The 23,673-nt window shown below is 59.2% G+C and carries 23 protein-coding genes; 8 read left to right on the top strand and 15 right to left on the bottom strand.

What is annotated here, in order from left to right; all coding sequences use genetic code 11:
• Nucleotides 1-286: 286 nt before the first annotated feature.
• Entirely contained in the window at nt 287-790 is a 504-nt protein-coding gene (locus HMPREF2708_RS05870; RefSeq protein WP_070833438.1) for an NUDIX domain-containing protein, read from the top strand.
• Nucleotides 791-827: 37 nt separating this feature from the next.
• Here the strand turns inward: HMPREF2708_RS05870 and HMPREF2708_RS05865 are convergent, their stop codons facing one another.
• The 3 genes from HMPREF2708_RS05865 to HMPREF2708_RS05855 all read right to left on the bottom strand — a co-directional run bounded on the left by HMPREF2708_RS05865 (nt 828) and on the right by HMPREF2708_RS05855 (nt 2,792).
• Nucleotides 828-1,145, bottom strand: a complete 318-nt coding sequence (locus tag HMPREF2708_RS05865; RefSeq protein WP_210400321.1) for a hypothetical protein — start codon at nt 1,143-1,145, stop codon at nt 828-830.
• A gap of 42 nt (nt 1,146-1,187) precedes the next feature.
• Nucleotides 1,188-1,751 (bottom strand): MarR family winged helix-turn-helix transcriptional regulator, encoded by a 564-nt coding sequence (locus HMPREF2708_RS05860; RefSeq protein WP_016421518.1) that lies wholly within the window; start codon nt 1,749-1,751, stop codon nt 1,188-1,190.
• A 243-nt stretch (nt 1,752-1,994) separates the two neighbouring features.
• Nucleotides 1,995-2,792 (bottom strand): exodeoxyribonuclease III, encoded by a 798-nt coding sequence (locus HMPREF2708_RS05855; RefSeq protein ID WP_070833436.1) that lies wholly within the window; start codon nt 2,790-2,792, stop codon nt 1,995-1,997.
• A 134-nt stretch (nt 2,793-2,926) separates the two neighbouring features.
• Between HMPREF2708_RS05855 and HMPREF2708_RS05850 the strand changes: the two genes are divergently transcribed.
• Entirely contained in the window at nt 2,927-3,742 is an 816-nt protein-coding gene (locus HMPREF2708_RS05850) for an RDD family protein (RefSeq protein WP_246840349.1), read from the top strand.
• 49 nt (nt 3,743-3,791) lie between these two features.
• Here HMPREF2708_RS05850 and HMPREF2708_RS05845 read toward each other — a convergent pair whose 3' ends face one another.
• Entirely contained in the window at nt 3,792-4,964 is a 1,173-nt protein-coding gene (locus HMPREF2708_RS05845) for an N-acetylglutamate synthase, CG3035 family (protein WP_083321882.1), read from the bottom strand.
• Between the two features lie 3 nt (nt 4,965-4,967).
• Nucleotides 4,968-5,549 carry a peptide deformylase gene (locus HMPREF2708_RS05840; RefSeq protein WP_070833432.1) on the bottom strand — a complete coding sequence of 194 codons (582 nt, stop codon included), beginning with the start codon at nt 5,547-5,549 and terminating at the stop codon, nt 4,968-4,970.
• A 200-nt stretch (nt 5,550-5,749) separates the two neighbouring features.
• Here HMPREF2708_RS05840 and HMPREF2708_RS05835 point away from each other — a divergent pair, with 200 nt between their 5' ends.
• The 4 genes from HMPREF2708_RS05835 to HMPREF2708_RS05820 all read left to right on the top strand — a co-directional run bounded on the left by HMPREF2708_RS05835 (nt 5,750) and on the right by HMPREF2708_RS05820 (nt 9,084).
• Nucleotides 5,750-6,097, top strand: a complete 348-nt coding sequence (locus tag HMPREF2708_RS05835; RefSeq protein WP_070833430.1) for a DUF3263 domain-containing protein — start codon at nt 5,750-5,752, stop codon at nt 6,095-6,097.
• Nucleotides 6,098-6,148: 51 nt separating this feature from the next.
• On the top strand, nt 6,149-7,063 hold the full coding sequence (locus HMPREF2708_RS05830) for a LytR C-terminal domain-containing protein (RefSeq protein ID WP_070833596.1): 915 nt from the start codon (nt 6,149-6,151) through the stop codon (nt 7,061-7,063).
• A gap of 222 nt (nt 7,064-7,285) precedes the next feature.
• Nucleotides 7,286-7,843 (top strand): hypothetical protein, encoded by a 558-nt coding sequence (locus HMPREF2708_RS05825; RefSeq protein WP_070833428.1) that lies wholly within the window; start codon nt 7,286-7,288, stop codon nt 7,841-7,843.
• A 17-nt stretch (nt 7,844-7,860) separates the two neighbouring features.
• Nucleotides 7,861-9,084 (top strand): glutamate--cysteine ligase, encoded by a 1,224-nt coding sequence (locus HMPREF2708_RS05820; RefSeq protein ID WP_070833427.1) that lies wholly within the window; start codon nt 7,861-7,863, stop codon nt 9,082-9,084.
• Nucleotides 9,085-9,253: 169 nt separating this feature from the next.
• Here HMPREF2708_RS05820 and HMPREF2708_RS05815 read toward each other — a convergent pair whose 3' ends face one another.
• From HMPREF2708_RS05815 to HMPREF2708_RS05780, 8 genes are all read right to left on the bottom strand, one after another.
• Nucleotides 9,254-9,604: a monovalent cation/H(+) antiporter subunit G gene (locus HMPREF2708_RS05815; RefSeq protein ID WP_070833426.1), complete on the bottom strand. Its 351-nt coding sequence runs from the start codon at nt 9,602-9,604 to the stop codon at nt 9,254-9,256.
• Complete coding sequence (locus HMPREF2708_RS05810; RefSeq protein WP_070833425.1) at nt 9,601-10,047, bottom strand: monovalent cation/H+ antiporter complex subunit F; 447 nt, start codon at nt 10,045-10,047, stop codon at nt 9,601-9,603. The genes HMPREF2708_RS05815 and HMPREF2708_RS05810 overlap by 4 nt, the downstream gene beginning before the upstream one ends.
• Nucleotides 10,044-10,682, bottom strand: coding sequence for a Na+/H+ antiporter subunit E (locus HMPREF2708_RS05805; RefSeq protein ID WP_070833424.1), 639 nt, complete (start codon nt 10,680-10,682; stop codon nt 10,044-10,046). The genes HMPREF2708_RS05810 and HMPREF2708_RS05805 overlap by 4 nt, the downstream gene beginning before the upstream one ends.
• Nucleotides 10,679-12,385 carry a Na+/H+ antiporter subunit D gene (locus tag HMPREF2708_RS05800; protein ID WP_070833422.1) on the bottom strand — a complete coding sequence of 569 codons (1,707 nt, stop codon included), beginning with the start codon at nt 12,383-12,385 and terminating at the stop codon, nt 10,679-10,681. Before HMPREF2708_RS05800 ends, HMPREF2708_RS05805 begins: the two co-directional genes overlap by 4 nt.
• Nucleotides 12,375-12,890, bottom strand: coding sequence for a Na(+)/H(+) antiporter subunit C (locus HMPREF2708_RS05795; RefSeq protein ID WP_038626682.1), 516 nt, complete (start codon nt 12,888-12,890; stop codon nt 12,375-12,377). The genes HMPREF2708_RS05800 and HMPREF2708_RS05795 overlap by 11 nt, the downstream gene beginning before the upstream one ends.
• Nucleotides 12,887-16,039: a Na+/H+ antiporter subunit A gene (locus HMPREF2708_RS05790; protein WP_141762926.1), complete on the bottom strand. Its 3,153-nt coding sequence runs from the start codon at nt 16,037-16,039 to the stop codon at nt 12,887-12,889. The genes HMPREF2708_RS05795 and HMPREF2708_RS05790 overlap by 4 nt, the downstream gene beginning before the upstream one ends.
• 221 nt (nt 16,040-16,260) lie before the next feature.
• The gene (locus HMPREF2708_RS05785) at nt 16,261-16,815 is read right to left on the bottom strand and encodes a 2-isopropylmalate synthase (RefSeq protein WP_070833418.1); all 555 of its coding nucleotides are present in this window, start codon (nt 16,813-16,815) and stop codon (nt 16,261-16,263) included.
• 225 nt (nt 16,816-17,040) lie between these two features.
• Nucleotides 17,041-18,426, bottom strand: a complete 1,386-nt coding sequence (locus tag HMPREF2708_RS05780; protein ID WP_070833416.1) for a dipeptidase — start codon at nt 18,424-18,426, stop codon at nt 17,041-17,043.
• A gap of 367 nt (nt 18,427-18,793) precedes the next feature.
• On the opposite strand from HMPREF2708_RS05780, the gene groL reads away from it, so the two are divergent.
• Nucleotides 18,794-20,419, top strand: coding sequence for a chaperonin GroEL (gene groL / locus HMPREF2708_RS05775; RefSeq protein ID WP_070833414.1), 1,626 nt, complete (start codon nt 18,794-18,796; stop codon nt 20,417-20,419).
• A 358-nt stretch (nt 20,420-20,777) separates the two neighbouring features.
• On the opposite strand, the gene HMPREF2708_RS05770 is transcribed toward groL, so the two are convergent.
• The gene (locus tag HMPREF2708_RS05770; protein WP_070833413.1) at nt 20,778-21,254 is read right to left on the bottom strand and encodes a DIP1984 family protein; all 477 of its coding nucleotides are present in this window, start codon (nt 21,252-21,254) and stop codon (nt 20,778-20,780) included.
• A 153-nt stretch (nt 21,255-21,407) separates the two neighbouring features.
• On the opposite strand from HMPREF2708_RS05770, the gene ppk2 reads away from it, so the two are divergent.
• Nucleotides 21,408-22,307, top strand: coding sequence for a polyphosphate kinase 2 (gene ppk2, locus HMPREF2708_RS05765; RefSeq protein ID WP_005510168.1), 900 nt, complete (start codon nt 21,408-21,410; stop codon nt 22,305-22,307).
• Nucleotides 22,308-22,544: 237 nt separating this feature from the next.
• Here the strand turns inward: ppk2 and HMPREF2708_RS05760 are convergent, their stop codons facing one another.
• A complete protein-coding gene (locus HMPREF2708_RS05760; RefSeq protein ID WP_070832540.1) occupies nt 22,545-23,666 on the bottom strand; it encodes a Dyp-type peroxidase in 1,122 nt (373 codons plus the stop codon).
• Nucleotides 23,667-23,673 lie beyond the last annotated feature (7 nt).

Here is a 23,673-nt window from a genome sequence, read left to right as displayed (position 1 = left end):
GAGCCGCAGTGTGTGTGTCTAAGCTTTCGCCACCGGGAGTGGTCCGACCGCTGAAACGAGCTCGACGTGGGGCGCGATTTTTACGGTGAAATGGGTTTCGGCTTTTGTCGTGGGCGCGGGAATGAGGCGCACTTGAAGTGGTTTCACTCATGTGCACGTGTCCTTCCGACGTGACCGAAGTCGCCTGCGGCAATCTCTCTGATCAGGGCGACGTTAGCTCCTTGCAAATCTTAGTCGCTCGAGCTTGTGACCGAAAACACAAGGGTATCTGGCGTAGGGTGGAGACATGCTTCAGGATGGAAATGGTTGGTCAGCTGGTCCCAACGGTACGCGCTGCTGGGGGCGCTTCGGAGCTGCGGGGCTGCTGATTGTGACCCCTCAGCGCACGGTGCTTATGCAGTATCGAGCTGACTGGACATCATTCCCCCTAACGTGGGGTGTTCCTGGCGGGGCTTGTGATTCTCATGAGACTCCCGAGGCGACTGCGCTGCGTGAAACGGCTGAGGAAACTGGGTTGCTGGAGCATCAGCTTCGCATCCTCGACACGCAGGTCACCACCGGTCCCTTCCCAGCCGATCCGGATCGCCCCGAGCTCGCCGGCGGCTGGAAGTATCACACGGTCTACGCACTAGCTGCCGAAGAGCTGGAGACGAATCCGAACGAGGAGTCCCTAGAGTTGCGCTGGGTTCCGCTTGACGACGTCGACAGCCTCGACCTGCTGCCGCCTTTTGCGGAATCGTGGCCAAGGGTGCGCACGCACCTTGAGAAACTGCTGGAGGCCCTTGACTAGGTGTCGGCTTCGCGTCTACCGGCGCCCCCTGCGTCGACTACTTGGAGTCGGCAACTGCTGCTGCGCCAGCAGCCAGCGCGGTGACGGTCAGGACGGACGGCCATGCGCCAATCTTCTTGGCCAGCGGGTGTGAGAGGCTGAAAGCGCCGAGGTAGGCGGCCACCAGACCAGTGGCTCCCAGGGCGCCGGTCTTTGCGTTCCAGGTGCGTGCTGCATATGCGCCGGCGGCGCCCAAGATGACGCCACCGAGCGGGCGAATGCCTGTTTCGCGAGCGGTGAGCCAGCCGCCGATGAGGCCGGTGGCCACCAATGGAGCGGTCTTTACGTTTTTTGCCTTCTTCAAAGTAATAGCCATGAGCATCATCGTACCTAGTAAGAAGGGTTTAGCGGCGCGCTTTTAGAACGGCTCCTGGCGGCGCTGGTGCTCCTCAACATAGCTTTCCGAGTGCTCCGCCAGCTTCAGCAGCGAAGGCAGTGCCTTAATTAGCGCACGCACGTCCTTTTGCGACATCGTCCGCACAATTTCGTACACCAGCGCACCCCAGTGGTCGATAAGCTGCTCCAGCAGGGTCTCGCCATCGCTGGAGACATAGAGGTTCTGCGCACGGCGATCCTTTGCATTGTTCTCGCGTTCAATCAGCCCGTTGTCGAGTAGACGGCGGACTGTTGCCGAAACGTTGGACGGGCGCAGGAAACGCAGGCGTGCAATGTCGGATACGCCGCAGCCCGGGTGGGTCGAAATAAAGTGCAGTACTTCCATTTCCGACTGGGAAATGTCCATCCTGGCATTCGGGCGCTCACCGAGGCGGCGAGTCGACGCAAGGAAGTCATACAGGCCGATGGAAATCTTCTGCACGCTTTCGCGCAGGGATTCATCGGACTCAGTTGAGTCATCCGCGGTGGGGAAGCCGCTCGCTGGCTCCGGGGTGGTGGTGCGCTGAGGGGAGCGTGCAGAAGTCATGATCTTCCTTCCCGACGTAATGAATTGATGTTCTGAATAAACACCTTATATCGTCGAAATAACTTTCTGTGGTGAAAATTTGTAGATTGAACAAAAAGTTAGGCTCATAAGTGTTGTGCGGGTGCTTTATCGCCCATTTCTGCCCCTGATTTTAGGGGCTGGCAGCAAGGACTCCGCTTTACGACGGCCCCAGCGACGCCCCCTAGAAGGAACTAGGCCTACGCGCTTTTCCGCCGCGTTTATCTACACTTCGTAATCCACAATCACCGGAGCATGGTCGGATGCGCCTTTGCCCTGACGCTCTTCGATGTCGATGAATCCGGCGGACGCCTTTGCCGCGAGGGTGGGGGAGGCGAGCTGGAAGTCGATGCGCATGCCCTCATCCTTGAAAAAGCGGCCGGCCTTGTAATCCCAGTAGGTCCACTGGTTTGGGGTGAATTGGCGAGTTACTTCCTTCATACCCGCCTGCTCCAGCGCATAGAAAGCTGCGCGTTCAGGTGGTGTGACATGTGTTTTCCCCGCGAAGGCTGCCATTGACCAGACATCGCCGTCGGTCGGGGCGATGTTGAAGTCGCCGCCCATCATGAAGGTGGCCTCCGGGTCGTCGTCAAGCGTGGCGATGATGTGCTGACGGAGCCGCTCCAAAAATTCGAGCTTGTACTCGAAGTGCGGGTCGGTGATGTCGCGGCCGTTCGGGATGTAGAGGCTGTGGATGCGCACGCCACCGCAGGTAGCAGCGATATGGCGGGCCTCCAATGCGGGAGTTGCGTCGGGGTCCTTGTTGAAACCGGGCTGACCGGGGAACCCTGCCTGGATGTCTTCAAGGCCGACGCGGGAGATGATGGCAACGCCATTCCACTGATTCAGGCCGTGGTGGGCGACTTGGTATCCCAGCTCTTCAAAAGCAGCGGTGGGGAATTGGTCGTCCTTGCACTTGGTTTCCTGGACGGCCAGGACATCAATGTTATTCCGGCGCAGCATTTCCACAATTCGGTCGAGGCGGGTTCGAGCCGAATTGACGTTCCAGACACAGATTCGCATATCAACGATTGTAAAAGGGGATTGTAAAAGGGGAACGAAACGGCGGCCTCATGCGTTGAATAAAGCAGTGACAAAATAGGCGGACAAAAGCGGACAAGGTGGGCGGAAGCCCGGTAGGAAAGGGAGTTTCGAGGTTGGCTAACTGGGACGATCGCCGTTACGGCGGCGAGTACAGTCCGGCGGATTACCTGAGTAGTAGTGGCAGGAATGCTTATCGGGAGCACGACGCATATGCGGCGTACGATGCGGCAATGCCGTATCAGGAAGTGCCATATCCGGTAGCAAACATTCCGGTCGGCTACGAGAGCGGGTACCCCGCTAGCTACGGGGTGTCTTCCTTCGGTGAGCTCAGCACTAACCCCAAAGTTGCACCGCTGACCGCTCAAATGGCAGTACACCTGGGCTTCGATCCCAATCTGGCCAATGCCCCTGTGGTGCGTCGTGGTGGCGCGCTGCTGGTGGATTCTGTCATCTACACTGCGTTGATTGCCTCTATTGCAGTTCTCGCTAGCATCGCGGGGACATCCGACAGCGGCGTAATGGTGATGCTGATCAGCCTCTTCCTCGGTCCCGGTGGTTTTTACCTCTACCGCGTGGCGGGAGACTCCATCTTCGACGGTTCTCCGGGTAAGCACGCCATGGGCATGAAAATTGAAGGTGCACACGGGATGCCAGTTTCAGCCCGCGATGGTTTTGTGCGCAATGCCTGGATTCTGCCGTCGATGATCCCGGTCGCCGGTTGGTTTGTCTCTGCGGGCCTGGCTGGCTGGATTGCGATGGCTGCCTCACGCGATCCGCTGGGGAGAGGTCGTCATGAACTCTCGGTTCGCACTCGAGTGGTGGAAAAGCCGGAGACGCGCGAGCTGCAGCGCGGACAGCGCCGCATGGAGAACAAGGAGCAGCAGGGCAACCAGCTGAAGCGGACTAAACGGGTTAAGCGCGGGAAGTAGCGCGATCATCAGGGTGAGCGGGGAAGGGGCGAAACGTGAGTCCCGAGACCTAAGCCCCTGTCAGCTCCGCGTAGCGGTGCCGGTGGTGCTCGGTGAAACCGAGCGTCCGGTACAGCGCGATGCCAGCCTCATTCGAGCCCAATACCTGCAGATATGCAGAATCTGCCCCGTGCTGCGCACCCCAGTGCATCATCTGAATTCCCAGTAGGGTGCCAAGTCCTCGGCGGCGCATATCGGCTGCGACTTCCACGGCGGAGAATCCAAGCCACACGCGGCCGTCCTCCGATTCGGTCAGCGTGCCGCGCGTAATAGCTACTGTGCGCATGCCCTCAAGTGCACTGTCATCAGGGACTTGGAGCCGCCCGAAACACATGCGGCCATCGATTTCATTGCGCAGAAGCTGCAGCGCATGCTCGGGCAGCGTGGTGCCGCGGAAATGATAGAGCCCCAGCCAGTCGTCGTCAGGTTGATCAGCGATATCCACCTGCACGTCTGCAAGCTCGGCGCTGTGCTCGTCAAGCACCTGTGCGGCGCTGTGCTCATCAAGCATCTGTGCGGCGCTGTCCGATTCAGCTGCCAATTCAGCAGGCGGCAAATCCCCATCGAGTGAGCGCGTCATAACCGCAATGTCCGGCCCGACCGTCCACTCCGGCCCCGCGACCAGCGCCTGTGCAGGTTTGGCGATTCTATCCGGAACTGCAATCCGCACCGGCAAATCGTGGGAATCGTAAAACGACTTAATCTTCTCCAACGGCACCGGCTGAGTGCTGGCTCCGGGTTCGAGCGGCAGCGCGGAGTTGGAACGCTCCGTAATGCCATCGCCGGCTCGCAGCAGCCAGCCCGACTCCACTACATGCGCGATACCCGGGAAGGCCTTCGCTGTCGCAGTTTCCACGGCGCGAATATCCGAATTGCGCACCGGATGATCCGGCAGGGCCTTCACAATCAAAATGTGCTTATCGCTAAAGTCCACCGCTGCCACGGATTCGTCGGCACGCACGCCAGCACGAACCTGCGGACGCACGACGAACGGATCCATGCTGAGCACATGCCCAATGACGTCCGTAGTCTTCTTGCCGCTGGCCAGCGCCTCTTCATCGGTCAGCGCGCGCCGCACAATGACACGGCGTCCCACCGCCACTTCACCGACGCCCCAGCGGGAAATCGGTAGCTTCTGTGCTGCATTTTCGCTTGCCGACGACTCCAATTGCCTATCCGCCACGATCTAATCCTCGTGGCCGAACGGATCCGGATCCACGCCCGGCATCCAGGTCAGGCCGCCCTCGGTCCAACCGGCGCGCTTGATTTCCTTCTTGGCCATGCGCTTCCAACGACCGGTGAGACAATCGGTATAGAGGAACCCATCTAGGTGGCCGACCTCGTGCTGCATGCAGCGGGCGAGGAAACCGGTGGCCTCGATGCGGACCTCGTCGCCGTTTTCATCCATGCCGGTGACGACGGCCTTCTCCGCGCGGTTGGTGGGGAAGGACAGGCCGGGCACAGAGAGGCAGCCTTCGTCATCGGAACCGTCGTCATTAGGCATGGTCTTCGGGATTTCACTGGTGGTCAGCACCGGATTGATGACGCAGCCGCGGTGCCAGACATCGTCGTCATCGGGGCAGTTGTAGACGAACAGACGCTTGCCGACGCCCACCTGGTTGGCAGCCAGCCCCACGCCGTGGGCGCGGTCCATGGTTTCGTACATGTCCTCGATGAGCTCACGCAGCTCGGAGATGTCCTCGGTTACCGGCTGGGTAGGAGTGTGGAGAACGGGGTCTCCGGCAATCACAATGGGACGGATAGTCATGTCGATGATTCTACTCGGCGTCCATGTTTTCTAAATCGCCCGGTGATGTCAGGGGTCTTGGACACGTTGGGCGATGTCGGAAGTGGTAGGTAGGGCTGGGCGGCTGGGCCTTACGATGTATCTTCACTAAGTATCTGCATAGGCAGTGTTGTGCAGAATAGAAAATCAGGGCGAGTGAGAAGGAAAGCGGGGTGCGGAAAATGGTGAGCAAGAAACCCATAGGCGGCGGCCACGAACCTGAGACCGAGCTGCGGCCTGACTCATCCGAGCATCCCGGACTCGCGGGCGATACCGGCGGCATTGAGCCCATTTTGGCGCAGAAAATGCTCGATTTTGAGAAGGAATGGCTGAAAGTTGCCCGCCGCGGACCGCGTATGGCCGGTGCGCGACAGGAGGCAATTCGACGTCGCTTTGCCGAGGACTTCGGCAACAACACAATCCGTTACCACCAGGTGCTTTCACGACTTTTGGATTCGCCCGCAGCGGAAGCTGCCGAGCCCGTGCTGGTTCATCGGCTGCGTGCCGTGCGGGATAACCAAGACGCATAACGTTCAAGCTTCACTTCACGGTTTGGCAGCAGAACATATAGGATGTGGGATGTGTCTGACCAACTAAACCCTCAGAATTCACCGCGTCCGGGCCGTCATCGACTCGATGACGACTTCGACGACTTCGATGAGTACAGCGATTACGCGGAGGCTCCTGCCGCTGGCGGCGCTCATGCGTACTCCGAGCCGTCGGATGCTCAACACACAGCGCCAAAATCTGCGGCTCCCGCCGCTGGTGCAGCTGCTGCTGGTGCCACCGCCGCCTCTACCGATGCCAGCGCTGGGGCTGCTAGTAATTCCGCAGCTGCTGATGGTGTTGATGACGGCGACATCGGTGACGGTGCCGGTGATGGCCGCTACATGCGCGTTCTCGCTATCGTGCTGCTCGCTATCGGCGTGTGTCTGGTCGCCTACGGTGCCTACGCACTCAGCACACGTGGCGACGATGCCGAGAACACCGGCCAGAATGACACCTCGGCATCCGCTCCGGCTGACTCTGGTGCGCCTGCTGACTCGGCCAAGGGCAGTGATCCGGCAAAGGATGGTGCTGCTGGAGACAGCGACGGCGATGTCCCGGCGCCGCCACCGGCAAATGAGCCAGGCAAGCCGGTTCCTCCCTCAGAGAATCCACCGGCACAGGATGAGGCCAACGAAGCGCCCCAGATTGATCGCAAGGCTGTCAAGGTCAGTGTCCTGAATAACTCTGAGGTCGTGGGTCTCGCCGATGACCTGTCCAAGCAGATGGGCGAGCAGGGCTGGGGCGCCGGTGAGACCGGTAACGCTCCTGAAGAGAAGATGGGTGTGTGGGAGAAGACCACCGTCTACTTCGACCCGAGGAACGAAGAGGAAAAGGCCGCCGCTGAGCAGATCGCGCACGACAACGGTTGGGAAGCCGCACCTCGCGATGACCGTCTCCGGGAGGCTCCGGCGGGAATCGTCGTGGTCGCCACTGACCCGGCTCACTAGACTCCCGGCCCACCAGGCTTCGGTCTCTCACTAAGGTTTGCGGCCTAAGCCTCAAAACCTGCCGCCGTGGTGCGAAGCCCCCATAGCTTCCCAAGCCCCGCGTAAGCCACACATTTCATGGCTTACGCGGGGCTTTTGCATATTTTGCAGTCTCAAACAGATCACGGTTGAAAAAGGGGTACTAGTATTCTGCTAGTAGCCAGTGAGGTCTGTGAGGTTGTTATGTTCGCCGTAAAGCGTCGTCGCGTTGCTGTCGCCACCGCGTTGGGTTGTGCTGCAACACTGTTGGTGTCCTGCTCGGGGGTTGAATCCAGCAGTGACAAGGACGGGAACGCAGGCGCGTCGACAAGCACTGCGCCAGTGCGCGTAGATCCGGCTGCACCGAAGCTGACCGAGCGCGTCAGCGCCTATAACTTCATCCGCACAAACGACGACGGATCAATGAAAATGCTGGCAACTGTACAGGTCATGAGCGCCAAGGGGTGGATGGGCCTTTCCGACGAAAAAGGTCAGTTCACTACCTTGGATAAGGGCAAGTACACAGTGCAGGCGCGCGGTGCATCTGGCTGCAGTGGCATCGGCAGCCCCGCAACCGAAGGGTTGGGTGTCATCGGCGAAGTGCACGTCGATGACAAACGGAATGCAGATGTCTGGAACGTTCCGTCCAAGGTGGATGAAGACAGTTTCACCACAGTTGCGCTTGTCGATTCCAACGGTGACCTTGCCTCCTGCGCAAAAACCGTCACCTGGACGGAGCCAACTGAGGAAAACGACTCCTAGTGTGAAAAAATAGCGGTATGACTGAGCAATTTTCCGGATCGGCGCAGCCATCACTGGGAGTGGAATGGGAAGTGGCGTTCGTTGACCGACGAACGCGCGACACCGCCCCCGCTGCCGCCGAGGTGCTCGACATCATCGATGCGGAGCATCCCGGACATGGGCTCCAGCGCGAGTTCCTCGCCAACACCGTGGAGCTCGTCACCGGTGTGCACATGAACGTGCCCGATGTCGTAGCGGAGCTCCAAAGCCAGCTGGACATGGTTCTCGAGGCCGCTGACCGCGTTGGGGTGGATGTGTGGTCATCGGGTTCGCATCCGTTCGCCCGCGGTACTGCTCAGCAGGTCAGCGCTAAGGGGCACTACTCCGAAATCATCAACCGCACTCAGTGGTGGGGTAACCAGATGATCATCTGGGGAGTCCACGTCCACGTTGGCATTAAGGACTCCGAACGCGTTTGGCCGATCATTCAGGCCCTGGCAACGAAGCTGCCGCACATGTTGGCGCTGTCTGCCTCCTCACCGGCCTGGAACGGCGAGGACATGGGTTACGCTTCCAACCGAAGCCTGCTCTACCAGCAGCTTCCCACCGCTGGTCAGCCGCCGGCGATTTACACGTGGCCCGAGTGGGAGTCCTACATGCACGACCAGTCCCGCTCCGGCGTCATCAACCACACCGGCTCGATGCACTTGGACATTCGCCCGGCATCAAAGTACGGCACCATTGAGATTCGCGTCGCTGACGCTACCTCTAACCTGCAGGAACTCGCCGCTGTCGTGGCATTGACGCACTGTCTGACGGTTTACTACGACCGCATGTGGGAGGCTGGCGAGGAACTACCGTCGCTGCAGCCCTGGCACATCGCCGAAAACAAGTGGCGCGCCGCCCGCTACGGCATGGACGCGCTGGTCATCGTCAATCGCGATACCGACGAGCGGTGGGTTCGCGACGAACTCCGTGAACTTGTGGTTCAACTCGCCCCGCTTGCCGACGAACTGGGTTGCAGAGCCGAACTGGAATTCGTCAACAACATCGTGGAAATGGGTGCGGCATACGAGCGTCAGCGCGCTGTGGCGGATGCGGCCGGGGCGTTGCCTTCCATGGCTACCGAGGATGACGTACGGGCGAACGAAGAGCGCATTGGCTACACCCCGTGGCGGGCCGCCGTGGATCTTGCGGTGCAGGAACTGCGCGCTGGGCATCCGATAGCGCCTGCAGATTTCCACGAGCAAGTAGACGACTAGCCGTCGTTAAGCGGTGTGTGCCTAGACAAAAATTAGTGACTAAGCCTATAGCACTTTTGGGGTGCATAAACCTAGCCACTAACTGAAGAAAGGCGCCCCCTGGGCGGCCCCGGTCGAACCCGGTTCCGCTCCAGGTCGGGGTCCAATCTTGACGGGGAGTGTCCTCTCGTTATTCCCGGCTGTCATCGCGGGCGAGGCTGTCCTCGTCGACGAGCCTCTCCTTGAACGCCTCGTGGCCAACGCGGTTACTAACAATTGGCGATGTACCCAGAGCAAACAGGATAATCAGGGTCAACAGAGCCAAGTCACTACTAGTAGCTGTGTGCGCTGACGCGTGCGTGGCGACGTGCAAAAGCGAACCCGACAGCGTCAGAATTAGCCCCAGCGTTTGTGGCTTGGAGGATGCGTGCATGCGACTGATGGTGTCGCGGAAGCGTATTAATCCCACGGACGCTGCAACGCACAGTAGCATTCCGGTGATAATGAGTGCGATGGCGATAATGTCTGCCACGAGAATCATTTGGGCTCTCCCTTCACTGTTTTCGGAGCTGCTGTAGGTGTTGCCTTAGACGCTGCTTTCTGTGCTGCCTTCGGCGCCGCTTTCTGTACCGGTTTCTTCGGAGCGCCCTTCACTGAGCCTTGTCCTGCGACTTTCCCCGTGCCCTTCCGAGCGCTCTTCGCGGGCTGCTTTCCGTCATCCGGAACACGGAACTTGGCGACTGCCAGCGAAGACAGGAAACCGAGCAGCGCAATGATGAGCATTGGGTAGACCACCGAAGTGTCCAAGCTCCAGGCCATGAACGCAGCGAGCATGCCCTGCAACATTGCAGTCATGGACTCCAGAGCCACCAGGCGGTCCAGCGAGTTTGGCCCTGCGATCATGTGCCCGAGGGTAATCATCACCGCAATGAAATAGCCTGCAGCAGCTACGCCGAGCAGAATGTTAAAAACTTCCGGATTCATCGGCTGCTCCTTTCTCCCCTTTTTTCGCTGCTCGTTTCGCCTTGCTCGCCGCTTTTCGCACTGCTCGGCTGCTCTTCGCCAGAGCCTGCCTTAGTCGGTTGCTCATGGACATCGCGGTTCTCAAACGCGCGAATCACCCGTCGCTCGATTCGGGTCAGCTGGTTGATCTGCTCAGCTACCTTGCCTGTCGACGAAGCGTCGAGAAGATGCATGGTCAGCGTCTTTTTTCGCTTATCGATGTCCACGATGATGCCGCCCGGCTGCAGATTAATTAGTGCCATTGCAGTTGTGAGCGAAATATCGTCATTGGTACGCATGGGAACTTTGATGATGGCCGTCGGCGGTGGATCATCTCGTCGGATGGCCAGCCAGGCGACACTAATAGAGGCCTTCACAAAGTCGATTGTCCAGGAACCGAACAGTCGCACCATGCCACCGAAGTTGATATCCAGCGCGCTGTTTGGCGGGATAGGCATGGCGAGGTTGAGCAACGTGGCTACCAGGATTCCCGAAAGCACATTGGCAAATGTCACCTCGCCCCACAGCATGACCCAAATAATCAGCGTGAACAGGAACAGCAGGATTGAAATACGCGGTGGTCGTTTTGTGGCCACCTTGGCGCGAGCTTTACTCATGAGCTTTCACCTGCCCCTTCCAATGTGCTGGTGGGACGTTCGGTCACCGGGGTCGACTCCCACGGGCTCTTGGTGCGGCCTGGGTTTTTCAGTTGCTCCAGTCCCTTGTCATCGGCCGAGTCGATACCGAGAACTGCCGCGCGGTACTCATCAACATTTGCGACGTTGCTTGCCGCTTCGGTAGCCACATTGGACAGTGGTCCGGCCAGAATGGTAACCCCCACAGAGGCCATCACCAGCAGGGCCGTCGGCATCACCATGCCGAGTGGCATCCTGCCGACGTCGTCACGCTCTGCGATAGCAACCATCTGAGTCCTTTCCCGGAGCGCGGCTGGCTGCGCCAGCACGGTGTCACCCTCTGGGGCATCGGAACGGTCGCGCCAGAAGGCCTTCGACCAGACGAGAATCATGGTGTAGAGGGTCAGCAGGCTGGTGATAATCGAACCCGCAACCAGAATCCACGCGGTGACGGAACCGTCTTGGGCACCGGCCTCGATGAGCATGACCTTGCCTAAGAAGCCCGAGAACGGCGGGATACCACCGAGGTTGAGCGCGGGCACGAGGTATAGCAGCGCCAGCAATGGTGAGGATTTGGCCAGGCCGCCCAGGCTGCGCAGGGAGGAGGAGCCCGCCTGGCGCTCGATAAGTCCGACCACCAGGAACAACGCTGTCTGCACCAGAATGTGGTGGACGATGTAGAAAATCGCGCCGCCGAGTCCCAGCGTATTGCCGACGGCAATACCGAAGATCATGTATCCGATGTGGGACACCAGCGTAAATGACAAGAGACGTTTGATGTCATTTTGGGCCATGGCACCGAGAATGCCCATGAGCATTGTCGCTAGGCCGGCCCACATCAGGACGTCGTCAAGCCTGCCGTCTGGGAAAACGACACTGCGCGTACGGATGATCGCGTAGACACCCACCTTCGTCAGCAGCCCCGCGAAGACCGCGGTAACCATCGACGGTGCGGTGGGGTAGGAGTCTGGCAACCACGCCGACAGCGGGAACACCGCTGCCTTCACTGCGAAGGCAACGAGCAGCACTGCGAAGATCGCGGTACGGGTGCCATCGGGGATGTCCTCCATACGCAGAGAAATATGCGCGAAGTTCACCGTGCCGACCGCTTGATAAACCAGGCCAATCGCCAGCAGGAACACCATCGAGGACAGCATGTTGACCATCACATACGACACGCCTGCGCGCGTGCGTGACGACGATGCCCCCAGCGTGAGCAGCACGTAGGAGGCTACGAGCAGAACCTCGAAACCGACATACATATTGAACAGGTCGCCAGCCAAGAAGGCCATTGAGACGCCCATGTTGAGCAGCATGTACGTCGGAACGAAGACGGAGATCGGCTCATCTTCGTCACCATCGCTAATACCCTGGCCGATGCCGAACCACATCACGGCAAAGAGGACCAGCTGAGAGACGGTGACCATCAACACTGCGAGGTTGTCGGCTACGAGCGTGATGCCGATTGGTGCGTCCCAGCCGCCCACCTGGACCGTGTGGATGCCGTGCGCGTAGATGAGATACACCAAGGCGCCGGCGACTCCCAGCAGACTGCCGAGCGAAAACAGCGCGATCGCCTGCTGTGCTTTGGGAAAACGTGCCAGCAGCAGTGCAATCGCGGCGGTGGCGGCGGGGACGATGATAGGCAGCGGAATTAGTGCCAGAATTAGTTGCTCAGTCGTCATCGTCGTCACCTCCTGGGGAGTTGGATGGCGGGGTCACGGGCTTTTCGAAACTGGCCGGACCGAAGCTATCGCCGGCCTCTGTGGGGCGACCGGTGGTGGGATCGTCGGACTTGTCGTGGTCCGGAGCAGCTGATGGGTCGCTGGCCCGACGCATTGCCAGGCTGCGGTCCTCGTGGTCATCTTGCACGTGATCGCCGATGCGGTAGCGGTGCTGGCGATAGAGCAGAGCCAACAGGAAGGCGGTCATGCCCATAGAGATAACGATCGCGGTGAGGATGAAGGCCTGAGGCAGCGAGTCGGCCTGGGCATCGCTGACTAGCGATTCTCTATCCCAAATCGGTGGCTGCCCCGGGGAACCGGAGCCAAGCAGGATGAGCAGGTTGATACCGTTGCCCATCAGCAACAGTCCCATGAGCATCCTCGTCAACGAACGATCGAGGAACAGGTACACCCCTGTAGCGATCAGCGTGCCGACAGTAGCTAGCAGAACAAAATTGAGAATCACTGGTGAGTGTCCTTTCCTTCGGTCCTAGCTGGGGCTGTCGGTTCTGAGGCCTCTGAGGTGGCTGTATTGGCAGAGCCTGCGGGTTTAGTGCCGGCAGGTTTAACGCTTGCTGGGTTAGCACCTGCGGACTTAACCCCTGCGGACTTAACACCTGCGGGCTTAGCCGCCGCCAACTTGCTGCGCAGCTGGCGGGACTGGCCGAGTGCGGCTCGATTCACACGACGTGAACGATCACGCTCAGCGCGAAGGTTTATCTGAGCATCGATGCCACCGCCCAAACTGCGCAGGATGTAGACAATCGTGCCAACCACAATCATGTACACACCCAGGTCAAAGAGCATGGGGGAGACAACAGTGACATCGCCGAGCAGCGGAATCTCCTTCGAGCCGTACCAGGAAGTCAGCGGAGCCCAACCCACGAACAGTGGCCATACAGCGCTAAGAGCCGACACCAGCAGACCGCCGCCGAGAAGTATCTCGTTAGGAATCGGCAGAGTTGCCGCCAACTCACGACGACCACCGATGAGATAACGCATGGTCAGTGCCAGCGCAGCCACGAGACCACCGGCGAAGCCACCGCCGACATCGTTATGGCCGGCAAAAAAGAGGTAGAAGGAAACCACCATCATGGTGGGGAAGAGCACGCGCGATGCCACCAGCACCATGATCGGGTAGCGCAACCGCTCGGCTTCACCGGACTCATCGATGGTGTTCAACCAGCGGGTGGTGCGGCGAGCACGATTCCGCTGCGGCTTGATCTTTGAGCGCATGTGCATCGTGTGCGTGCGGAATACCAGCGAGGTAATCCCCAGCGCCACCATCACCAGCACGGTGATTTCTCCAAAGGTATCCCAGGCACGGATGTCGACAAGAAGCACGTTCACCGCATTCTGGCCGTGCCCAATGTCGTGAGCCAGTGGCGGAATGTCGCCGGAGATCGGCTCAGTGCGACGGGAGCCCATGGCGTAGGCGGCCAGCACTGGGACAGTGACACCGACTGCGATGGCCAGCCATGCACGGTGTCGTATCCATCGCGGATTTGATGCCGGTGCCCGTGGCGAGAGCGTGCGCAGCACCAATACGAAAACAATCATTGAGACCGTCTCAACCAGCAGCTGCGTCAGAGCCAAGTCAGGTGCGCCGTACATGGCGAAGATAATGGCCAAACCGTAGCCGGTCACACCTACCAGAATGACACCGGAGAGCCTGTTTTTCTGTTGGGTAGCGGCCAGAGCCGCGATGATCATAATCAGCGCGACCGCGCCCTGCGGTGCGGAGTCCCACAGTTCCATCCGGAGCTCATCACGGTCACCGAGCAACAACGCGCCGATGGACAGCACGATGAGGGTCAGCAGAATGACCGCTTCATTTAACGGAAGGGAACCACGCTGGGTCGCAGCAGTGGCACGGAGAGAAAGACGGCGGGCCAAGTCCAGGATGCCGTCGTAAAGCGCATCGGCACTACCGAGAGCCGGTTGCTCAAACTGCAGCTGACGCACCAGTTTGCGCTGCCAGTGCATGATGCCGCCTGTGACCAGAATAGTGGCTGTCAGCGCCAGTGGGAGGGTGAAGCCGTGCCAGAGAGCCAGGTGCGATTCTGCTTCCGCATTCGGGAAGGCACTGGTGAGGTAAGGCGAGATAATCGAGTCGAGGACCTGCGGAATCAGACCGAAAACCAAACCTGCCAGCGCCAGCAGCCATGCCGGGCCAATCTGATCCCAGGTCGGGGAATCCATCTCGGCGACGACGGGGGAAGTGCCACCACCGCTAGCGTGCGTGTCGGCCTTAGTCGCAAACGCGGCTCGCAGCAGGTACAGCGAGTACGCCACGGTAAGAATCGACCCTACGACCAGGCCAATCGTGGTAAACACCGACGGCATACCATGCAGTGGTTCAGCATTGAGCGTGGCCTCCAGCGCCGCTTCCTTCGCGACAAAGCCGAAGAACGGCGGCACACCCATCATCGAGGCGGCAGCGAGAATCGAAATCACCAGCAGCTGTGGCGACTTTTTGCCCAGCCCGGAGAGCTTACGGATATCGCGCGTACCAGTCAGCCTGTCAATCGTTCCCGCCACCATGAATAGCGCGGCCTTGAACATGGCGTGACCGAGAGTCAGCGCCAGGGCGGCCAGTAGCGTCGCGCGGGTGCCTATCGACGCTACCGTGATGATGAATCCCAACTGGCTGACGGTGCCATACGCCATGATCAGCTTGAGATCCTTCTGGCGCAGAGCCATCCAGCCGCCCATAATCATGGTCAACAGGCCGAGCGGGATGATGATTGGTTGCCACGCGCTGGTGGTGTTGAAAGTTGGTGCGAGGCGGGCGACCAGGAACACACCGGCTTTGACCATCGCTGCCGAATGCAGGAAGGAAGAAACCGGGGTAGGGGCAGCCATTGCGCCGGGCAGCCAGAAGTGGAAGGGTGCGATAGCGGACTTAGAAAGTGCGCCGATGACCAGCAGGATTGCGGCTGTGGAGACCGCCGTGGAGTTCAGCTGCGACGTGGTCAGCGCGCCAGGTGCTGTGAGGTCGGAGAAGTTCCAGAAGCCGGTGGTCACTCCCATCAGGACGATACCGACCAGCATGATTAGCCCGCCAAGTGTCGTGACCAGGAGCGCCTGGCCTGCTGCGCGACGGGAGGAAGCTCGCTCGGCATAGTAGCCCACCAGGAGGAAGGAAAGAACCGAGGTAATTTCCCAGAAGACGAACATCAGCATGATGTTGTCGCTGATGACCAGGCCGTACATAGCCGCGGCGAAGGCAACCATCTGGGCTGCGAAAGAGCCTATGCGACGGCGTTTTCCGGGCGGTGGATTGACGAAGTATCCGGAGCAATACACCAGTACGAGAAAGCCGATGGTCAAAACCAGTGTGCCGAAGAGCGATTCAATAGGGCCTAATCGCAGGTTGACACCCAAGTGGATAATGGGCATCCACGAAAAATGCGTGACGGCGGGTTGCGTGATTGCGGAAGTTTCCCCGTTTGCATTCGCTAGAGCTAAGCGAATCAGATGGGCGCCGGTGTAGATAGCGCCGCCTGCCAGAGGGAGGCTGAGAACGAGGAACCCGCGGGTTCCGAGCCACTTAATCGTCCATGGTGCGATCGCTGCCGTAAGGAACAGGATGCACAGGAGAGAAGTCACCACTCCATAATGAATGGAACGCACCAGTTCATGCAACCCCGTTTTAGGGACTTAAGTATCCAAAACGGGGTTAACTGAGTGTGAGAAAACGGGAAGTTTTTTCCGGTGTGGTGAAAATTTGGGGGTGGGAATTTGGGCATTTTTTTGGGGCTTGGCAACCGACTGGCCAAGCCCCAAAATCAATGCACTTGTTACTCGTGTGCTGTTCGAATGTCACCTGCGCATTAGCCATGCAGGCGGTTAGCAGCACAGACCAAAGCGGAGAGCACAGAAGCCTCCGGAGTCTGGCCAAAGCCCATGGTCCACACATGGTCATTGTTGTGACCTGCGTAGACAAAGGTAGCCGTAGCCTCGAAAATCTCGAACTGGTGGAATTCCACAATTTCAACGCGGTAACCTGCATCAGCCAGCAAGTTGGTGCAAGCCGACACCGGCCCCATAGCGGTAATCTCCTGGGTGAAAGTGCGAGTGTGGCCGTCCTTGTCGGTCAGTGACAAATCAGCGTTGAAGTTCCAGCGGCCCAGGGTGCCGCGGGTTGCCTCGAAATTCTTGATTTGGATTGGGCCGTTAGTGGGGGAGTAAGTGTCCTTGAACTTCTGCCAGTTCATGCCACGAGCTTCCTGCCTCAAGCCGCGAGGCAGGCGATGTCCGAAGCGAGCCCTAAACGGATCGTCGGAATAGGTTCGCACATTGCCGTTGTTCTGATGCTCCAACGAAGGGCGCTTGCCCGTGAAGGTCGTCGAAGTGGACATGTTCTTCTGGGTGCGAGTGGAAAACATTCTTTTCTGGTCCTTTGCTTAATTGCTTTGCTGTGAGTGGCGGACCAACCAAGTGCTTCGAGAAGTTGCGGCCAGAGACCCCGCGTGGAGGGGTCAGTCCTGTCGGCCTCCACCGGGGTTCGTAGCCTTCGCTACTCGAATAAGAATGTTCTGCTGCATGGGTCGAACCTTACTACAGAAAAAAGATGTGACACAAGTCATTCAGCCAATATTTTTGGCATTGACTTAAATTCCGTTGACGGAAGCCAGGAAAACTGCCTCGCCAATAGCGATGTCGCGAATCTCGTTCGGGTCCACCGATTCGTCAGCCGAGTGAATGCGGGCCTGTGGCTCTTCCACGCCGTAGAGCGCGATGTCAGCACCGGGTACGGCCTCGAGCAAAGTGGCGCACAGTGGAATCGAGGCACCCTCGCCCATGCTTGCGGTCTCCTTGCTGTAGGCGGCCGACAGGCTGTCGGCAACCAGTTGCACAACCTTGCCCTCAACATTGGCCCGGAATGGGTTCGCCAACTCGTCGCGCTCAACCGTCACCTTCACGCCCCACGGAGCATGAGCACGCAGGTGATTCTCCAGTGCGTCCTGTGCTTCGGCCGGGTCGACGCCGCCTGGGATGCGGAAGTTGATGTGCGCCATAGCGGTCGATGGGATTGCATTGACAGCATTGGTCGCTGGTGGACAGTCGATTCCGGTCACAATCACAGACGGACGAGCCCAGGTCAGATCAGAGACGGAAGCGTCCTCGTTGCTAATCAGGTCCACGCCGTCGAGCACACCCGCATCGGCGCGGAAAGTTTCTGGCGCGTAGTCCAGCCCCTCCCAGCGCTGCGAGCAGTCCAGGCCATCAATAGAAGTAAAGCCATTTTCATCGCGCAGGCTGTCGAGCATACGAATCAGCGCCGCGAGTGCATCCGGAGCCGCGCCGCCGAACATGCCCGAGTGAACAGGCTGTTCCAGCGCATCGACGCGAACTTCCACATCGGCGGTGCCGCGCAGGGTGGTCACGAGCGTCGGCTGGCCAACCTCGGCATTGCCGACATCCGCAATGAGGATAACGTCGGCGTCGAAAAGCTCCGGCTGTGTGGCGATGAGGTTGTTCAGGCCCGCCGATCCGCGCTCCTCGGAACCTTCCACGATGAGCTTGATGTTTGGCATGTCGACGCGGCCTGCAAGCGCGTCGTCACGCAGCGCGCGCAGCGCAGCTAGGTGCATGACCACGTTGCCCTTGCAGTCGGCAGTACCACGGCCGTACCAGCGACCGTCGCGCTCGTCGAGCGTCCACGGATCTGCGGTCCAAGCGGATTCGTCGCCCGCCGGCTGAACGTCGTAATGGGAGTAGAGCAGTACGGTCTTCGCGCTTTCCGACGACCCGGGGACGAAACCCGACAGTGCAATCGAGCCGTCGACGGTGTGGTGCGCCTTCAGTTCGATGCCCAGCTCTGCGTACATCTCGGTAACCGCCTGAGCTGCGTCAATGCAAGCCTGTTTGGTTTCTTCGGTGCCGTGTACGGAGGGGAAAGCCACCAGCTCGGTCAGCTGGGTGCGGATGGTCTCGCGTTGGCTGGAGATGTGGTCTCGCAGGGCGTCCGTGAGTTCCTTATTAATAATGCTCATGTGCGACAGTGTAGGCGCACAACCATGATGACGTTGGCAGTGGCATCGACGTTGGGAGTTACGGCGCTTAACCTTGCACTCTAGGGGGTTGAGTGCTAAAAAAGTGAATTAGCACTTGCTCTAATTGAGTGCTAATAAAAACAACTTCACACCTTGTGTATGTGTGCGTTGTATGCGAGTTGCAGCAAACTGCAGCACATACTGCAGCGCACGCTGAAACAAGTGTTGAAAAAGTCGTTAAAAAGTACAGTGTTGACTCCGGTGATGGAGAGGGCGGCGCTTCCCTCGAATCACATGCCGTCGCGGGCGCCTGGGTCAACTTCCAATGTAAGTGCCACATAAATAGACGGAGGATTCTTCAAACCTCATGGCTAAGATGATTGCATTTGACGAGGAGGCCCGCCGCGGTCTCGAAACGGGTCTGAACACCCTGGCAGACGCTGTCAAGGTTACGCTGGGCCCGAAGGGTCGCAACGTAGTCCTCGAGCGCAAGTGGGGCGCACCGCTGATCACCAACGACGGTGTCTCCATTGCACGTGAAATCGAACTTGAGGATCCTTACGAGAAGATCGGCGCTGAGCTGGTCAAGGAAGTTGCCAAGAAGACCGACGACGTCGCTGGTGACGGTACTACTACCGCTACCGTTCTGGCTCAGGCTTTGGTTTCCGAGGGTCTGCGCAACGTTGCTGCTGGCTCCAACCCGATGGGCATCAAGCGCGGCATCGAGAAGGCTGTCGCGGCTGTTACCGAGAAGCTCCTGGAGTCCGCTAAGGACATCGAGACCAAGGAGCAGATTGCTGCTACCGCTGGTATCTCCGCTGCTGACCCGGCTATCGGTGAGCTGATTGCCACCGCTATGGACAAGGTCGGCAAGGAAGGCGTCATTACCGTGGAAGAGGCCAACACCTTTGGTCTCGACCTGGAGCTGACCGAGGGTATGCGCTTCGACAAGGGCTACATCTCCGGTTACTTCGCCACCGACATGGAGCGCCAGGAGGCCGTTCTGGAGGATCCGTACATCCTCCTGGTTTCCGGCAAGATCTCCAACATCAAGGACCTGCTGCCGCTGCTGGAGAAGGTCATGCAGTCCGGCAAGCCGCTGCTGATCATTGCTGAGGACGTCGAGGGCGAGGCTCTGTCCACCCTGGTCGTCAACAAGATCCGCGGCACCTTCAAGTCTGTCGCTGTGAAGGCTCCGGGCTTCGGTGACCGTCGTAAGGCAATGCTGCAGGACATGGCGATCCTGACCGATGGCCAGGTCATCTCTGAGGAGGTCGGCCTGTCGCTCGAGACCGCTGACCTGCCGCTGCTGGGTCGCGCTCGCAAGGTCGTCGTCACCAAGGACGAGACCACCATCGTCGAGGGTGCTGGCGACCAGTCCGCTATCGAGGGCCGCGTCAACCAGATTCGCGCTGAGATTGAGAACTCCGACTCCGACTACGACAAGGAGAAGCTGCAGGAGCGCCTGGCTAAGCTCGCCGGCGGTGTTGCAGTCATCAAGGCTGGCGCCGCAACTGAGGTCGAGCTCAAGGAGCGCAAGCACCGCATCGAGGATGCCGTCCGTAACGCAAAGGCTGCTGTGGAAGAGGGCATCGTCGCTGGTGGCGGTTCTGCACTGCTGCAGGTTTCGCACGTGCTTGACGACGAGCTGGGTCTGGCCGGCGACGAGGCAACCGGTGTCCGCATCGTGCGTGCGGCTCTGGCAGCTCCGCTGCGCCAGATTGCTCTGAACGCTGGCCTCGAGGCCGGCGTCGTTACCGAGAAGGTTGCTTCCCTGCCGCAGGGTGAGGGCCTGAACGCTGCTACCGGCGAGTACATCGACCTGATGGAAGCTGGTATCAACGACCCGGTGAAGGTTACCCGCTCCGCACTGCAGAATGCCGCTTCCATTGCGGCTCTGTTCCTGACCACCGAGGCTGTTGTCGCTGACAAGCCGGAACCGGCAATGCCGGCAATGCCGGGTGGCGACGAGATGGGTGGCATGGGCTTCTAAGAGAGGTCCTAACTGCTTGAGTTAGCCTTAAAAAGCGCCGCTGAGGGGTGTCCCTCAGCGGCGCTTTTGCTGTGTAACTTGAGAAAGTTTAAGTCCCCGAACCCACCCTCGTCGCATCAGATGCCTCAGCGCTTGGTAGTGAAAAATAACCGATGATCTGTACCCATGTACGCAATGCCGAGGACTATCTGTTATTAATCCTGCTGCCTCAGTACAGGTGAGATCTTTGGGTGTCCCTTTAAGGCCAGAGACAGGCCGTCGCGCTCGCCGACAATCTGGATGCAACTACCGACTTATTAAATTGTATAGGCTTCGCTTTTTAGCCTTGCCGGTTTCACTACCGGCCCTGGCTGCTGTACTATTCGGCCGGCTTGTTTTCGGCCTCAATAAGCTCGGTGGCCCAGTTAACTTGCTGGATACGGGTATCCAACGCGCGGTACTCCTTTGCTGCCCTGTCGGCCTTCTTACGCAACGACTGAATATCCACAGTCGCGACATAACGAATCTCCGAGGCCGAGTATCGATCACGTCGGCCCGAGGCTTTGTCGGCTGCGGAAGTGTAGAACTCCCGCAGAGTTAGCTGGTGGTCGCGCTTCGCAAGCGCGTCGCTAAGCGTGCCGTCATCGAATGGGGTAGCAGAATTAGTGGCGTTGATAGAGCGCACTAGCCACTCGAAGCGCGTCATCAGCCGTTCGGCTTCAGCGATGAGCGACTTGGGGTCTTCATCGGGGGTATCTCCTTCTTGCACCAGAGAAACGATTGCTAGTCGACGCCTAACCTCAGCTAGGCGGTCAGCGGTTTCTGCACGGGAGGCAAGAGCTTCGGATAACAACATGGCCTTTATTGTACGCGCAGCGCTTATCGACGGCCTTTGTGCGCGGTTCCACCCCACAATCTTGGTAACACGGAACGTTAACTGCTGGGAAATTGCAGGTAAGGGCACCCGCATGGGGGACGTGCGACAGAGATATTCAGTAGGATAAGGGGTATGGCTGACAAGAATGAAGAGGAATTCCACATCGTCGATTTGGCGAAGACCGAAGGTTACGTCGTCGATGATTCTGATGAGGACGATCCGGTACTGGTCACCCCAGACGGTGAGCGGGTTGATACCTGGCGCGATGGCTACCCGTACGAAGAGCGCATGACGCGCAAGGAATACGAGTCTATTAAGAGGAAGCTGCAGATTGAGCTTCTGAAGTGGCAGAACTGGACCAAGGAAACTGGTCAGAAGCACATCATCCTCTTCGAAGGCCGTGACGCCGCCGGTAAGGGCGGTACCATTAAGCGCTTTAATGAGCACCTGAATCCGCGTGGTGCTCGTACCGTGGCTCTGGAAAAGCCGTCGCCGCGTGAGTCCACCTCGTGGTACTTCCAGCGCTACATTGAGCACTTCCCGTGCGCAGGCGAAATCGTCTTCTTCGACCGTTCTTGGTACAACCGTTCGGGCGTTGAGCGCGTGATGGGTTTCTGTACTGAGTCTCAGCACGCAGAGTTCCTGCGTGAGGTTCCAATGCTGGAGAACATGATTCTGGGCTCCGGTATTTCGCTGACCAAGCTGTGGTTCTCGGTGACCCAGAAGGAGCAGCGCACTCGCTTCGCTATTCGCCAGGTTGACCCGGTGCGTCAGTGGAAGCTCTCTCCGATGGACCTCGCATCGCTGGATCGTTGGGGTGACTACACCCGCGCGAAGGAAGAGCAGTTCCGCTACACGGATACCGATGAGTCCCCGTGGATTACCATCAAGTCCAACGACAAGAAGCGTGCCCGCATCAATGCGATGCGTTATGTGCTGAGCAAGTTCGAGTACACGGAGAAGGACCACGAGCTGGTCGGTACTCCGGATCCGAAGATTGTTAAGCGCGGCCGCGACCAGATTGGTGACTAGTTCGGTGGCTCGTGACTGACAGAGTTCTTGTCTAGAAGTAACGCCCGCAGGAGTGCTCAGGCACTCGGCGGGCGTTTTCTTATGGCTGGCGGCAGCGGGCCAATGGAGTTGCTGACTGAGTTTATGACGAAAACGGTCAGAAATTTTGCCCGAAAGTGTCATAAACTGGGTCAGTTTCACATTTGCAGCCCGTAAGCTTATTAGTCCGTCAGGCTTTAGCACGCCAGCTTGCAGCCTCTACCCTTCAATCAGCTCCTGGCCCCAGTAGGAATCTGGGGTGGTGCCAGGGGCGATCCAATACACAGCGGAGCCGATGTGGCGGTTCCACTCATTGAGCAGGTCACCGCGATCCAAACGGGCCTGGATTGCGCTGAACTGGTTGTCCGGGTTCTTCTGGAATGCAACCCAGACCAGGCCAACGTTCGGTCCTTGGAACGGGAAGGCCGGCTCACCGGGCTGGTCTTCGTATGCATAGGCGCGGCGGCGCAGGGCGTCGTCAGGTTGGCCATCTTGCTCACGGGACAGTGCCAAGTGAGACTGGCGGTGGATGAGGTACTCTCCCTTGTCATCGATGGCGTCCATGTCCTCTTCGTCGAACTCGTCGTTGCCGCCGGAAAGAGGAGCGCCGGTGTGGAAGTCACGGCCGATAACGATGGAGCGTTCGTCGGTGCTGAGCTCATCCCAATTGTTCAGGTCGAGTGCGATACGGCGAACGACCATCACGCAGGAGTTGTTAATCGCCTTGTCCTTGGAGTCGATCCACACCTGTTCGGACCATTCATCCGGAGTGGACGGGTTGACGGTGCCGTCGAGCTGACCCAGCGGGTTGCGTGGGGTAGCGCCGTGTGGCTGCGAGCCCCAGGCGTAGGAGAAGCCCTTCTGGAACCACTTCACGCGAGCCCACGGAGCTGCTTTCTTTTCCAGCAGGCGGGCCGCGGCAGTAACGGTGACTAGGTCGTCACCGCACAGTTGCAACACAAAGTCCGACTGGCCCCATTCCGGGCGAAGCCTGTCGTGTTGGAAAGCGGGGATATCGTGCAGGCCAGCGGGCTTGCGCTCTGGTTTGCCCAGGATGTCGAAGATGGGCTCACCGAAACCGGCGGTAATGGTCAGATTTGCGGTGGCTGCGACCATTTCCGGTTCCAGATACCCCTCGATGTCCTGGCCTTGGGTGAGGCGGCGGGCAACGTCGGTAAGCGAGGAGAATAAGTCCTTCAGACCCGCTGCGTCGATGCCATCCTTCAGGTCTAATGCGACGAGGCGCAGGTGTGCCTGGCCGGGCTGTTCAATGCCTGACTGGACCGGGCCATCGAACGGAATCTTGGCACCCCTCAGGGAAGTGTCGGAAGCCTGGGTCACTCGAGGT

It is taken from the genome of Corynebacterium sp. HMSC073H12, from assembly GCF_001837775.1.
Classification (GTDB): Bacteria; Actinomycetota; Actinomycetes; order Mycobacteriales; family Mycobacteriaceae; genus Corynebacterium; species Corynebacterium amycolatum.
This window is presented reverse-complemented; position numbering and strand designations above follow the sequence as displayed.

Bases quoted from the DNA above. Each gene is read 5' to 3' on its own strand.
- groL (WP_070833414.1), top strand. From the start codon at position 18,794: ATGGCTAAGATGATTGCATTTGACGAGGAGGCCCGCCGCGGTCTCGAA.
- HMPREF2708_RS05820 (WP_070833427.1), top strand. From the start codon at position 7,861: ATGACTGAGCAATTTTCCGGATCGGCGCAGCCATCACTGGGAGTGGAA.
- HMPREF2708_RS05800 (WP_070833422.1), bottom strand. From the start codon at position 12,385: ATGACGACTGAGCAACTAATTCTGGCACTAATTCCGCTGCCTATCATC.
- HMPREF2708_RS05825 (WP_070833428.1), top strand. From the start codon at position 7,286: ATGTTCGCCGTAAAGCGTCGTCGCGTTGCTGTCGCCACCGCGTTGGGT.
- HMPREF2708_RS05780 (WP_070833416.1), bottom strand. From the start codon at position 18,426: ATGAGCATTATTAATAAGGAACTCACGGACGCCCTGCGAGACCACATC.
- HMPREF2708_RS05840 (WP_070833432.1), bottom strand. From the start codon at position 5,549: ATGACTATCCGTCCCATTGTGATTGCCGGAGACCCCGTTCTCCACACT.
- HMPREF2708_RS05865 (WP_210400321.1), bottom strand. From the start codon at position 1,145: ATGGCTATTACTTTGAAGAAGGCAAAAAACGTAAAGACCGCTCCATTG.
- HMPREF2708_RS05810 (WP_070833425.1), bottom strand. From the start codon at position 10,047: ATGAATCCGGAAGTTTTTAACATTCTGCTCGGCGTAGCTGCTGCAGGC.
- HMPREF2708_RS05815 (WP_070833426.1), bottom strand. From the start codon at position 9,604: ATGATTCTCGTGGCAGACATTATCGCCATCGCACTCATTATCACCGGA.
- HMPREF2708_RS05805 (WP_070833424.1), bottom strand. From the start codon at position 10,682: ATGAGTAAAGCTCGCGCCAAGGTGGCCACAAAACGACCACCGCGTATT.
- HMPREF2708_RS05855 (WP_070833436.1), bottom strand. From the start codon at position 2,792: ATGCGAATCTGTGTCTGGAACGTCAATTCGGCTCGAACCCGCCTCGAC.
- HMPREF2708_RS05870 (WP_070833438.1), top strand. From the start codon at position 287: ATGCTTCAGGATGGAAATGGTTGGTCAGCTGGTCCCAACGGTACGCGC.
- HMPREF2708_RS05860 (WP_016421518.1), bottom strand. From the start codon at position 1,751: ATGACTTCTGCACGCTCCCCTCAGCGCACCACCACCCCGGAGCCAGCG.
- ppk2 (WP_005510168.1), top strand. From the start codon at position 21,408: ATGGCTGACAAGAATGAAGAGGAATTCCACATCGTCGATTTGGCGAAG.
- HMPREF2708_RS05835 (WP_070833430.1), top strand. From the start codon at position 5,750: ATGGTGAGCAAGAAACCCATAGGCGGCGGCCACGAACCTGAGACCGAG.
- HMPREF2708_RS05785 (WP_070833418.1), bottom strand. From the start codon at position 16,815: ATGTTTTCCACTCGCACCCAGAAGAACATGTCCACTTCGACGACCTTC.
- HMPREF2708_RS05770 (WP_070833413.1), bottom strand. From the start codon at position 21,254: ATGTTGTTATCCGAAGCTCTTGCCTCCCGTGCAGAAACCGCTGACCGC.